Source organism: Xylophilus sp. GW821-FHT01B05 (genome assembly GCA_038961845.1).
GTDB lineage: Bacteria > Pseudomonadota > Gammaproteobacteria > Burkholderiales > Burkholderiaceae_C > Xylophilus.
The window spans coordinates 1,281,822-1,294,196 of record CP152408.1; the positions used below are offsets into that span (position 1 = coordinate 1,281,822).

The 12,375-nt window shown below is 68.0% G+C and carries 13 protein-coding genes; 9 read left to right on the top strand and 4 right to left on the bottom strand.

Features of this window, described 5'->3' with window-relative positions:
* Nucleotides 1–40: 40 nt before the first annotated feature.
* Nucleotides 41–379, bottom strand: a complete 339-nt coding sequence (locus AAFF27_05985) for a hypothetical protein (protein XAH24740.1) — start codon at nucleotides 377–379, stop codon at nucleotides 41–43.
* A 137-nt stretch (nucleotides 380–516) separates the two neighbouring features.
* Entirely contained in the window at nucleotides 517–1,143 is a 627-nt protein-coding gene (locus tag AAFF27_05990; GenBank protein XAH24741.1) for a hypothetical protein, read from the bottom strand.
* Between the two features lie 443 nt (nucleotides 1,144–1,586).
* Here AAFF27_05990 and AAFF27_05995 point away from each other — a divergent pair, with 443 nt between their 5' ends.
* From AAFF27_05995 to AAFF27_06035, 9 genes are all read left to right on the top strand, one after another.
* Nucleotides 1,587–1,955 (top strand): hypothetical protein, encoded by a 369-nt coding sequence (locus AAFF27_05995; protein XAH24742.1) that lies wholly within the window; start codon nucleotides 1,587–1,589, stop codon nucleotides 1,953–1,955.
* Between the two features lie 104 nt (nucleotides 1,956–2,059).
* Nucleotides 2,060–5,701, top strand: coding sequence for a hypothetical protein (locus AAFF27_06000; protein XAH24743.1), 3,642 nt, complete (start codon nucleotides 2,060–2,062; stop codon nucleotides 5,699–5,701).
* A gap of 71 nt (nucleotides 5,702–5,772) precedes the next feature.
* Nucleotides 5,773–6,225, top strand: a complete 453-nt coding sequence (locus AAFF27_06005; protein XAH24744.1) for a hypothetical protein — start codon at nucleotides 5,773–5,775, stop codon at nucleotides 6,223–6,225.
* 45 nt (nucleotides 6,226–6,270) lie between these two features.
* A complete protein-coding gene (locus AAFF27_06010; GenBank protein ID XAH24745.1) occupies nucleotides 6,271–7,467 on the top strand; it encodes a hypothetical protein in 1,197 nt (398 codons plus the stop codon).
* Entirely contained in the window at nucleotides 7,464–8,228 is a 765-nt protein-coding gene (locus AAFF27_06015) for a sel1 repeat family protein (GenBank protein XAH24746.1), read from the top strand. The genes AAFF27_06010 and AAFF27_06015 overlap by 4 nt, the downstream gene beginning before the upstream one ends.
* Nucleotides 8,229–8,246: 18 nt before the next feature.
* Nucleotides 8,247–8,609 (top strand): hypothetical protein, encoded by a 363-nt coding sequence (locus AAFF27_06020; GenBank protein ID XAH24747.1) that lies wholly within the window; start codon nucleotides 8,247–8,249, stop codon nucleotides 8,607–8,609.
* Nucleotides 8,610–8,685: 76 nt separating this feature from the next.
* Complete coding sequence (locus tag AAFF27_06025) at nucleotides 8,686–9,303, top strand: hypothetical protein (protein XAH24748.1); 618 nt, start codon at nucleotides 8,686–8,688, stop codon at nucleotides 9,301–9,303.
* Complete coding sequence (locus AAFF27_06030) at nucleotides 9,300–10,001, top strand: OmpA family protein (GenBank protein ID XAH24749.1); 702 nt, start codon at nucleotides 9,300–9,302, stop codon at nucleotides 9,999–10,001. The genes AAFF27_06025 and AAFF27_06030 overlap by 4 nt, the downstream gene beginning before the upstream one ends.
* Before the next feature lie 25 nt (nucleotides 10,002–10,026).
* Nucleotides 10,027–10,281 (top strand): zinc ribbon domain-containing protein, encoded by a 255-nt coding sequence (locus tag AAFF27_06035; protein ID XAH24750.1) that lies wholly within the window; start codon nucleotides 10,027–10,029, stop codon nucleotides 10,279–10,281.
* 12 nt (nucleotides 10,282–10,293) lie between these two features.
* Here the strand turns inward: AAFF27_06035 and AAFF27_06040 are convergent, their stop codons facing one another.
* Both AAFF27_06040 and boxA read right to left on the bottom strand, forming a co-directional pair.
* Nucleotides 10,294–11,106, bottom strand: coding sequence for an enoyl-CoA hydratase/isomerase family protein (locus AAFF27_06040; GenBank protein XAH24751.1), 813 nt, complete (start codon nucleotides 11,104–11,106; stop codon nucleotides 10,294–10,296).
* Nucleotides 11,106–12,368, bottom strand: a complete 1,263-nt coding sequence (boxA, locus tag AAFF27_06045; protein XAH24752.1) for a benzoyl-CoA 2,3-epoxidase subunit BoxA — start codon at nucleotides 12,366–12,368, stop codon at nucleotides 11,106–11,108. The genes AAFF27_06040 and boxA overlap by 1 nt, the downstream gene beginning before the upstream one ends.
* Between the last annotated feature and the right edge of the window lie 7 nt (nucleotides 12,369–12,375).

Consider the following 12,375-nt stretch of genomic DNA (forward strand, 5'->3'; position numbering starts at 1 on the left):
GCCCGGCGCAGGCTTGCTGCGCCGGTGGCCGCAAAAAACATCAGGAGCCGAACAGCGTCTGGAACACCGAGCGCTGGCCCGGCGCGGGCAGCGCAGCTTCTTCTTCGGTCAGCAGCCAGACCTCCAGGATCTGGCCCTGGTTGTCGCGCCGGTAGTTCACCACCAGTTGCTGGCCGGCCAGCGTGCCGGACAGCACGCCGCTGCCTTGGGTGTTGCGGATGATGGCGCCGGGCGAGAGGCGGTCGTCACGCCCATCCATCTGGACGGCGGGCGGATAGGTCACGACCAGCGTGCCGCGCACGGCGGTGGGCGGAAAGGTGCGAGGGGCGGCCTGGGCCGGGCCAGCGGCAAGTGTCAGCAGGGCAAGCGGCACGGCCATCCACATGGCACGCCGCAGGGCTGCGCTGATTGGCGGGGTCCGAAAAAGGTGGGGGTGCGGGCAGCGGTTCATGGTGTTCATCCAGAGGCTGAACCCGCCATTTTAGGGTGGACCCGTGCGCACGGTCCGATATCTCCCTAGAGCGGCAGGCAGCGCAGCTGCAGCCGGGCCGATTCCATCTTTTCCGCGTACCAGCCCTCACGCGCCGGGGATACCAATGCTGAGAGTCCTTCCATCAGCAGGACATCGTCGCCGGCCTTGGCGTTGCGGTAGCACTCCCCCAGGCTGGCCAACGTGCGGCGCAGGCCGGCGGCCTGTGCTGGGTCGGACTTCTCGACGGCCGTAGCCTGCTCGCCGAGCCATTTCTCATAGGCTGGCAGTGTCTGCTCTGGCAGCTTGGCGCGCAGGTCCTCGGGAATCATGCCGGCATAGAGCTTTTGCAAGCTCTCTGCGCCAGGCCGCGCCATGTGCAGCGATACGTCGTACTGCGCCTCGAAGGCTCCCTGGCGATAGACCACGCGATGGATCTTGTAGCCCAACTCCCCCTTTTCGCCGCCCAGTGTGGCAATGAGCGTGCGCGCCTGGGCGTTGCCCGGGTTTTGAGCAAAGTCCTGGCGCAGAGCCTCGGCAATGGCACTGTCCGCCGGGAAGCTCAGGCCGCTGTGTGCGGAGCCGGAATCGCCGCGACCACAGCCGGCGAGCATCAGGGCGGACACCGCCAGAGCAAGGGTGCGTTGAAAAGCAGGGGAGGAGGGAAATTTCATGGAAGGAATGGGGTGTTTTGCAAAGCTTGCATGCGAGCCTGACAAAGAGGTCGCCCCAAAGTACGACTTTTTGTTAGCTAGTGTGCGAAAGCGTGTGAATTGCTGCCGGTTATTCGCAGCCGGTGCCTCTTGACATGCGCAACTCCTCCATTCAGCACACCTGCATGGGCGCTGAAACCACCGCCTGGCGCGCGTTTGTACGGGTTTGTGAAGATCGCGGCAGCCGCCGTGTCGCTTTGGAAGGTGATTGGAAGCAAACAGAAATTTGCAGCCAACAGCGCCCTACGGGCGTGAATTAGTCCACATATTTGCCAATTTTGTAATTATTTGGATGCTGCACAGCATTACAAATTCGTCAACCAAGCGTCATGGAGCGCAAGTTACAAACGGGCCTCCCCAGGGTCTGCGGGCCCTTTCCTTCCTCTGCTTTCAGGAGAAATCTCATGCAGAAAAAGTTCGTGTTCGCTGGCGTTGCATCGCTCGTCCTCATGTCCTCCGCTGCCTTTGCGCAGACCGGAAGCATCAGTGTGCCGGGCGTGGGCAAGGCCTCGGGTTCCATGGGCTCCACCGTCGAGCGCAGCAACATCACCGTGGCCAACAACACCGCTCGCGACGTGCTGGTCGGTGGCGGCTCGGCCAGCGTGCTCAAGCTCGGTGGCCAGGTTGAGATGAGCGGCGTCGCCAACGTCAACAGCGTGAACATCACCGGCTCTACCGTGCGGGACTCCAACATCACCGTCAGCGGCAACACCGCGGAAAACATCAAGGCCATTGGCGGTACCGCCAACGTCAACTCCGTCAACATCAACTGACGGCACGCCGTACTGCAGCGGGAGGAGTGTGCTGCTGGCTGCGGCAGCGCTCCCCGGCCCTCCCCGCCTCTTCCGTCCGTCCCGATGTGCACCTGGAGATGTCCGTGTCGTTTGTCCTGAAGAAAACCCTTGCGGTGGCCCTCCTGGCCGGTGGGTCGATGGCCCAGGCGCAGGAAAGCGTGCTGCACGGACTCGGCTGGCTCAAGCAGAGCCCGGGCACCGACATCGATGCGCAATCGCAGGTGCGCTCGCTGGGCAATGCCTCCCGCGCGGAGGTCAGCGCCAGCGGCGGCAAGGTCAGCGCCGGGCCCGGGGGGCTGGCCGGTTCGGTGGATCTCATTTCGACGGCCCAGGCCCATGTTGCCGGGCTCAATGCCCTGGCCGTGCGCAACAGCCAGGCGAACGTGCTGCAGAACCAGGTAGCCGGGTTCATCAGCGCTGTCGGCGGAGCGGCCACGGCCAACACCATTCTTCTCTCGGGCGGCGCGGCGCGCCGGCCGCTGAGCGATTCCACCCTCAATGTGGTGGGCAACCGTGCCAGCGACATCCAGGCCATCGGCGCCAAGGGGTCGGTGCTGCTGGGCGCCGGCTCGCTGCAGTTGCCGGGCCGAGCGACGGCGAACACGGTGCTGACCGACGAGACGGACATCCGGCGTACCGTCATCAACGGCGTGGACAACGACGCGCGCGGCATCACCGCCGTGGGCGGTGCCGCGCTGGCGAATGCGCTGACGGCCAGCCGCAGCACGCTGGATGACTTGCGCGTGAACCAGGCCGGCAACCGCGCTGCCGAGGTGCGGGCGGGTGGCGGCTCCATGGGCGCTGGCTGGGGCACGGTGGTCGACGTGCAGCTCAACGGCGTGGCGGCGGCCAATGCGGTGGCCCTGGCCGGCAGCCAGGTCCGAGGTGCCCGGATCGACCAAGCCGGCAACCAGGTGCAGGGTGTGCTCGCCGTAGGCGGCAGCGCCCTGGCCAACAGCGTCAATCTGGCCGACTACCAAGGCGGCGACCTTCGCCAGTACCGGGCGCTGCAGTCCGGCAATGATGCGCGCAAGGTGGAGGCCTGGGGTGGCGAGGCCACGGCGTTGCGAGGGGCGTTGGCCTCGGTGGACAACGCGGCCATGGCACTGGCCAACACAATTTCGGTGCGAGGCGGTGACCTGCAAGGCAGCACGCAGCACCTGCTGACAGGCAATGTGGCCGATACGGTGCAGGCCGCCGGCGGCGGGGCGGCTGCCAACAGTATCTGGCTCGACGATGCCCGCACGCGCAACAGCAGCGTGGTACTGGCGAACAATACCGCTCGCGCTGTCGACACCGAAGGCGGGCGGGTCACCATCGGCGGCGGCGTTGCCGGCAGCTTTGAGCGCCAGGGGCGCGCGGTGGCCAACAGCCTGGTGCTGGACCGCCAGGCCTCGCTGCAGGACACGCCGACCACTTTCACTGCGAACGACGCCCGTGGCGTACGGGGCGCCGGTGGACTGGCCGCGGCTTCCAGCGTGTTCGCCAGCAACAGCCGGATCGGCGGCGGCACTGTTGTGGTGAGCGGCAACCGGGCGGATGGTGTGGAAGCCAAGGGCTTCGACAACCACGTTGCGGGCGGCCTGCTGTTCGACAGCAAGCAGAACGCCGTAGCCCTGGCCAACAGCCTGGGCGTCTTCGATTCGCGCGTTGATGCCCCGTCGCTGCTGCTGTCCGGCAACACGGCGCGGTCTCTGTCCGCTCAAGGGGGCAAGGTCAATGCCAACAGCGTGACGGTGGAGAAGGGTGACGATGACGGCGCCGCGCCCTCATCGCTGTCGGCTTCGGTGCTGATTGCGGGCAATACCGCGTCCCGCCTGTCCACGGGCGCGCGCGAGACCACTGGGCCGGGCAAGGTCTTCGGCAGCGAGAGCGTGGCGCGCGCTGCGGCCAACTCCGTCGTGCTGAACCGCGGCGCCACGGTGGACCGGGCGTCCACACTGACGCTGGCGGGCAACCAGGCGGACCAGATCGGGGCGGTGGGTGGGACAGCGCTGGTCAATGCGCTGGCCGCATACCGCCAGGCCTCGATCACGGCGAGCCCGGTCACGCTGGCCGGCAACCAGGCCAGCGACGTCACCACCGGCGGTCTCTACAACCAGGCTGCCGGCATCGGCAGCGCCCGTAACGGCATCCTGGCGGCCAATGCCGTCTACCTGGAGGGCCCGACCGGTGTCCGCCTGGAGCGGACCCCGGTGACCCTGGCCGGCAACAGTGCCAGCGGTCTGCGTGCCGACGGCGGCCGGGTCAATGCCAACGCGCTGGCGATCAACGGTGACGGCGCGGTCGAGTCGGCCACCATGCTGCTGGCCGGCAACCAGGCCCGCGGCGTCAGCAGCGAAGGGCGCGAAACCACGGTGCTGGGGCGCGCGATCAACAAGGGGGTTGGCAATGCCAGCGCCAACACCGTGCAGGTGCTGGGTGCATTGCGTGCCAGCAGCCTGCAACTGCTGGCCAACACCGCGGACCGGGTGTCCGCGCAGAAGGGCCTGGCGCTGGCCAACAGCCTTACCTCCGACCAGGGCGGCCGCACGGAGGGCGTCCAGTTCGCCATGATCGGCAACGTGGCCAGCGATGTCGTGGCGCGCGATGGCCGTACGGCTCTGGCCAACAGCGTACTCAACGCCGGCCGCCTGAGCGGGCTGTCTGTGAATATCGCCGGCAACACCGGCAGTGCGCAGACCGGCTCCGACGACGGCCTGGCCAACAGCCTGCGCAACGGTGACGGGGCCGATCTCTCCGGTGCCAGTGCCACCATTGCCGGCAACCAGGGCAGTGCCGTCCAGGGCGGCACGGTCAACAGCATCGACAACGCCGGCCGCATCGCCGGGACCACCGTGGCGATTGCAGGCAACCGGGGCTCCGGCAGTGGCAAGGGCACGCTCAACAGCGTGACGAACCGCGGCACGCTGAGCGGATCAAACGTCACGATCGCGGGCAACAACGGAAGTGCCAGCGGCAGCGGCGCTGCCAACAGCCTGAGCAACAGCGGCAGCATTGCGGGCTCGAACATCACCATCCTGGGCAACCAGGGCAGTGCGCAGGGCGGGCTGCTCAACGGCGTGGTCAACAGCGGCCAGATCGCCGGCAGCCAGATCACGGTGCTGGGCAATCAGGGCTCGGCCAGCGGCGGTACGGCCAACGGCGTGCGCAACAGCGGCAGCATTGCCGGCAGCCAGATCACCATCCTGGGCAACAGCGGAAGCGCCAGCGGCGGTGGCACGGTGAACGCGGTGAACAACCGCGGCACGCTCACCGGCGCACAGGTGGCCATCACCGGCAACCGGGGAACCGCCAGCGGTGGCGGCACCATCAACAGCGTGGACAACCGCGGCACGCTCATGGGCCGCGTGATGATTGCCGGAAACCAGGGCAGCACCATGGGAGGCGGCACGGTCAACTCACTGGTCAACCATGGCGCGATGACGGGCAGCGTGGTGATCACCGGCAACCGCGGCAACGCAATGCCGGGCGGTACTTCCAATTCGGTTGTGAACTACGGCGTGCTGACGGGGACCGTGGCCATCATCGGGAACTCCACCGTCGCCGGGCCGGGCATGACCTCGGGCAGCGTGCGCAACATGGGCGCGCTGGTGGGGGCCGCCGCCGTCACGGGCAACGTGCCGTCGGTGGCAAATCCTGGATACACCGTGCCGCTGCCTTCCACCGGAGTCGTGAACCACTCCGTGACCATCGTGCCCGGCTACAACATCACCAACATGTAACCCCGTCCCCGGACGACGGCGGCCATGCGGGCCGCCTCGTGACAGGGGCTCGCTCTTTCAAGGAGAACGCCATGCATTCCCACGTTTTCACCGCCACCCGAACCCCTTCGGCCCGGACGATCCTGTGCGCTGGCCTGCTGTCGCTGGTCGGTGGCCTGTGCCAGGCGCAGCTCGTCAACTACAGCGAGCAACTGGGGGCCTACAAGGACAACCAGAGCAGTGGCGTGAAGCTGATCGACGCCACCACCCCGGGCGTGACGGCGCGCGCCCGTGTCGCCCGGGCCCTGTCGCAGAACACGGTGGTGGACCAGAGTGCGCTGCTGCAGCCCGACGGTACGCTCAAGTTGCCGGACGACCAGAAGAACATCGTGATCCGCACCTCCTACAGCGACGTCACGCGTGCGGCCGACGGCACCTTGCGCATTGCCAGCCCGACCATCCAGGGCAACGTGACCGGCAATGTGACGCTGTTCGTGGATGGCAAGGGCGTGCAGAACATCACGGTCCTCAACAACGGCCGCTGACCAGGCCTGCACCGGCCCCTCTTCGTCCACAACACTGACAAGAACATGCACCGCTCCACTTCGCTACTTTCCCGCGCAGCAGCACTGTGTTGCGTGGCCGCCCTGCTGGGCGGTTGTGCCAGCACCCAGAACGCGCTCAATGACGCCAACAAGCTGCTGGCCGAGCGTGAGGCCGAGAAGTCCCTGCCTTCGGCCAACCTGAGCCAGTACGCGCCTGCGCTCTCGCGGCTGGGCCACATGCTGGACGTCTACAAGGACGGTGATCCCGTCATCTACATGCAGACACGCAGCATCCTGGACGCAACCAATCTGTCCAACCCGCTGGTGGGCGCTGAGATTCCGGGCGACATCACCGAAATGGTCCGCACGGCAGTGAACCGCATCGGCACGCGCGTGGTGTACGTGCCCTACCACCCGGACTACCTGGTCTCGCAGGCACAGCTGGGGGCCAAGTTCGGTGTGACCATGCCGGACTTCCTGATCACCGGTGCCCTCACCGAGTTCGATCGCGCCATCTCGGGCGCGGGCCGCTCCAACAATGCCTCGATCGAGTTTGGCAAGGGCAAGGGCGATACCGCCCTGGGCTTTGACAACAAGCGCACGGCCATTTTCTCGGCGCTGGCGCTGGACCTGAACCTGGTCAGCTTCAGCACGCAGCAGATGGTGCCGCGCATCCAGGCCTCCAATGTGGTGAAGGTGCTCAACTTCAGCTCGGAGGACAACGCCAGCCTGGGCTTCTACGGCGATGCATTCGGCTTCAAGCTGGAAGGCAAGTACCTGCAGGGCCGCCATTCGGCGATCCGCACCCTGGTGGACCTCAGCGTGCTGGAGATCGTCGGCAAGGCCACCAACACCCCTTACTGGCGCTGCATTCCCAATGGCACGCCCGACCCGGTGGTGCTGGACAACATGCGCGGTTCTTTCGAGGCCTTGCCACCCCCCCTGAAGATCGGCCTAGTCCAGGTAATGCTGCGCAAGTACGGCCAGCCGGTTACTGTCAACCAGCAGTTCGACGAACCTACCAAGCAGGCCGTGCGCGCTGTCTACGGCAGCCGTTTCCCGCAGGCGGGCGACCAGGTCGATGTGCTGACCTGGTCGGGTTTCGAACCCCTGTTCTTCAATGTCCCCATGCCATGGGACGCCGAGCTGCAGCGGGCCGCCGCCGCCGCTGCCATTGCCGTGCCGCAGCCGCCGGTCAAGCCGGCAACTTCAGTCGGTTCGCAGGCAGGAGGCGCGGCATGAGGGGCAGGCGCCATGTCCTGGCAGTGGCGTCCCTGTTGTGCGCGGGCCTGACGGCGGCGCAGGCCCAGACGACGATCATCGGCATTCCCGGCGGCAGCGGCGTGACGGCTCCCGCGCCGTCCGCCGCTGCGGCCGACCAGGCCGCCACCGGCGCGCGCTATGTGGAGGCCTGCCAACAGTCGATCGAGCGCGGCATCAGCGGGCTTGGCTGCCAGGGCACGCTCTATGCCAATGAGATCAACAACCTGAAGGAAGAGGCGCTGCGCACCAACAACGCCTCGCTGCTGACGCTGCTGGGCGACGCCTACCAGAGCAATCGCTCGGCCGTCTCCGACATCGGGCAGGCCTATCGCTGGTACCTGCTGGGTGCCGTGCGGGGCGACCCGCGTGCCATGGAGCGACTGACCTCTCTCTACAAGGATGGGCGCGGGACGCGGCAGGACAAGGTCAAGGCTCTGGGCTATGCCCGGCTCACGCAGCGGCTGGCCATCCCGGGGTCCGCCTCGGCGCAGGGGGCGGCTGACGCCATCCGTGACCTGGGCAGCGAGATGGCTGACGAAGAAGTCGTGCTGGCCGAACGTTTTGCCAGCGAGTTCGAGACCATGATCCGCAGCCGCGCCGGAGCGGCACCGGCTGCCGGTGCGGCCATGCCGGGCACCGCCAGCGTGCCGGGGGTGGGGGCGGCCCAGCCGTCGGCGGGCGCCGTGCCGCCGTCCGCGCCGGTCCCGTCCGTGCCGGGGCAGGAGCGGTCCCGGCCTTGAATGCAAAGGAATAGAGACATGCAGCACCACATGACGATGCAGCACCTGGCGCTGCTGCTGTGCGCCGGCATGGCGGCTCCATGGGCCATGGCCGGTGACGCCGCCGTGGTCGTGGAGCGCCCGGGCAGCGGCACCAACCATATCGAGGTCAGCGGCAACAGCGCATCCGGGACAAAGCTGCGCTGTCCTGACGGCCGTGTGGTGCCGGCACCCACGGCCGATGTCAACAGCGTCAACATCAACGGTGAGGCCTTGCGGGGCAAGACCATCGTCATCGCGGGGCGCAACAGCCAGGGCGTCACGACGCCTGAGGCCGCCTGCGGCGCGGCCCCCGTTGGCCGCTCGCCAGCGGCCAATGTGAACAGCATCAACATCCGCTGAGACGCGGGCCAGGAAGCAGGCCCGCGGCCCCAAGGTGCCGCACGGCACGCACATCCAAGAGAACAGGGAGTTCCGCATGAGCATCCAGCCTTTCCGCTATCGATCGCAACCCATGCTGGCGGCGGTCTGTCTTGCCGCCCTGGCGTTGTCGGCATGCTCCGACAAGGCGGCCGAGCCCGCCGCCGGCGCCTCGGCTGCGCCGGTGGCGACGGCACCCGCGGCATCGGTGGCGGCCCCGCCGCCGCCATCCGCGGAGGTGTCGCAGGCAGCACCCGCCGCCGCTCCCGCGACCTCCGCTGCGCGCCAGATTCCATTGCAGGTCCAGGGCACGGCCCGCCTGGGATTGACGGTGCGCGTGAAGAGCGTTGAGCTGGGCGAGGACGCGACGGTGCTGACCATCAGCGCCTCGTATGCCAGCCGTGCCGCGTCCTACACCAAGCTGGCCGCAGTCGATACCTACCTGAAGGACCCGGCGGGCAACCGCATGATGCTCAAGCGGCCGCCCGAGAACCCCGACCTCAAGATCGTCGATGGCGACACGATGGAAGGCAAGCTGGTGTTCCTCGGCAGCGTACCGCCGGGCACGACCGAGCTGACGCTGGTGCTCAATGACGGCAGCGAGTCGGACAACTCGATCGGCCCGGGCCTGTCCATCAAGTTGCCGCTGGCGGCGGCGGGCGGCACCGGCACATGAGCGGCCGCTGCGCGGCCCTGCTGGTGCTGTCGGTCGTGCTGGCGCAGGCGGCCTGGGCCGAGCCCTATACGGTACGGCGCGTGGCCGGCAGTCTCAAGGATGTGCCGACCACCTTCGGGACAGCCGCCCACGCGCCGGCCACAGAGCTGCGGCCGGCCGGCGTGGACGGCAGCCTGCGATCCGTACCGGCGGCATCCAGCTTCCAGCCGGTGCAAGGCCCGACCACGGTGTTCCGTGAGGCCGAGATCCCGCCCGAGCGCCTGCAGCTCACGCGTGAACTCATCGCCAGCCTGCAGGCACGCCAGACCGAGCAGCAGGCGATCGTGGTGGATCTGCCGGCCGATGTGCTGTTCGACTTCGACCAGGCCACGCTGCGGCCCGATGCCCAAGCCTCGCTCGACAAGGCTGCCGAACTGCTGCGCAGCTATCCCGGTGCACCGGTGCACATCAACGGGCATACCGACGGGAAGGGCAGCGACAGCTACAACGACGCGCTCTCGCAGCGCCGGGCGCAGGCGGTGGCGCAGGCGCTGCAGCAGCGCGGCAGCGGCACGCTGCAGACGGCGGGCTTCGGCAAGCGCCGGCCGGTGGCGCCCAATGCGCAGCCGGACGGCAGCGACGATCCGGCAGGCCGGCAGCGCAACCGGCGGGTGGAGATCGTCATCGATCCCGCCGCCGCAGTTGGTGGGAAGCGCTGAGCATGCTGTGCCAAGGAACATCGACATGGCCCTGATCCCTTGCCCCGAATGCGGCCGCCAGGTATCGACGCAGGCCGTGGCCTGTCCGGCCTGCGGCTGTCCGATCACCGGGCGTGCTCCGGCCCCTCAGCCACTGGTGAATGCTGGCCTGCTTGGCAAGCTGGCTGCGGTGCTGGGCGCGTGGCTCATCGTGCCGCACGTGGCGCGGCTGATCGGCATCGTGGTGTTCTGCATCATGGCCGGCTTCATGTTCTATTTCCTCTTTGCCGGCGCGCGCTGAGGCCTGCCTGGCTCAGGCGTCGCCCGGGGGCGCGAAGCGGGGCGGCCGCCCTTCCTGGAAGGCGGCCAGGCCTTCATGGCCGTCGGCGCCGGCGAAGCCCATCATCTCCAGCACCAGCGAATGCTCGAAGGCCGGCCACGCGGCGCGCAGCCAGTGGTTGAGGCTGCGCTTGGTCCAGGCCAGCGCGGTCGGGCTGCCCGCGGCCAGTTGGGTCGCCACGCCATAGGCGGTCTGTTGCAGGTCGGCGGCATCGACGCAGAGGCTCACCAGCCCGATGCGCTCGGCCTCTTCGCCGCTCAGCGGGGTGCAGGTCAGCAGGTAGTACTTGGCCTTGGCCATGCCGCACAGCAGGGGCCAGACCACGGCCGCGTGGTCGCCTGCGGCAACGCCGATCTTGGTATGGCCGTCGATGATCCTGGCCTGCCTGGCGGCTACCGACACATCAGCCAGCAGCGCCACCGCCGCGCCCGCCCCGACGGCGGCGCCGTGGATGGCCGAAACGATGGGCCGGTCGCAGTCCAGCATGCCCTGCACGATGGCGCGGGCCTCGCGCAGCACGCGCAGGCGCGCGGTTTCGCTGTGCAGCATCTCTTCGACCAGGCTGGTGTGGCCGCCGGCGCAAAAGCCCTTGCCTTCGCTGCGCACCAGGATGCTGCGCACACCGGCTTGCGCCGCCAGGCGCGGCCACAGGCCGGCCAGTGCGGCGTGGCCCGTGGCGCCGGTGGTGGGCATGGCGCCGGGGGCGCCCAGCACTACCTGGGCGATGCCGTCCTCGCCCAGTTCCACGCGGAAATCATCGGTGTCGACCGGTAGCGTGCGGCTCATCAATAGGTCTCCAGGTGCAAGCGCCCCTCGCGCTTGAGCGTGGCGCCCAGTGTCTCCCAGGGCAGGCCCGCGCCTTCTGCCACGTCGCGCAGCGCCAGCACCACGCCTTCTTCCATGCTCTTCAAGCCGCAGACGTAGATGTGCGTGCTGCCGTCCCGCAGCAGCTCGGCCAGGTCGGCGGCGCGCTCGTGCAGCAGGTCTTGCACATAGCGCTTGGGCGCGCCGGGCGTGCGTGAGTAGGCCAGGTGGATATCGATGAAATCCTTCGGCAGGCTTTGCAGCGGGCCGAAGTAGGGCAGCTCTTGCTGGCTGCGGGCGCCGAAGAACAGCATCAGCTTGCCGCCCTCGAACTTGCCGGAGGCGCGCAGGCGGCGCCGCCACTCGGTCATGGCGCGCATGGGGGCGCTGCCGGTGCCGGTGCAGACCATGACGATGTTGGAGCGCGGGTGGTTGGGCATCAGGAAGGAATGGCCAAAGGGCCCGATCACCCGCACCGTGTCGCCCACCTTGGCGTCGCACAGGTAGTTGGAGGCAATGCCGCGCACGGCGTTGCCCTGGTGGTCTTGCGTGACGCGCTTCACCGTGAGCGCCAGGTTGTTGTAGCCGGGCCGCTCGCCGTTGCGCGAGCTGGCGATGGAGTACTGGCGCGCGACGTGCGGCTTGCCCAGCGCGTCGCTGCCGGGCGGGATGACGCCTATCGACTGGCCCTCCAGCACGGGAAACGGCATGCTGCCGAAGTCCAGCACGATGTGGTGCGTTTCGCTCTCAAAGCCGGCCTCGGTGCAGTTGTAGTTGCCAACCACGGTAGCGGTGACTGCGTTCTTCGGGCCATACAGGTTGGTGAAGGCGCGCGCGGCCGACCAGGGCGGCACGGTTGCGCCCCAGTCGCTGGAGCGGAACACGGCCTCGGCCGGCGCGGCGGCTGGCACTGGCGGCGTGATGGTGGCGGGCGCTGCAAGACTGGGCGTGGCGACCAGTTGTTCTTCGGGCAGAGGCGCCGGCAGCACTTCCCAGCTCAGCTGTTCCTCGATGCTGTATGCCTTGGTGACCAGCACCTTGCGCCAGTTGTCGATAGAGCCGGTGGGGCAGGGCGAGATGCAGGCCATGCAGCCATTGCAGACATCGGCCCGCACCACGTAGTTGTTGTCATCGTGGGTGATCGCATTCACCGGGCAGATGGCTTCGCAGGTGTTGCAGCGAATGCAGATCTCGGGATCGATCAGGTGCTGGTTGATCACCCCGGCTTCAACGGCCATGTCCATGTTGTTC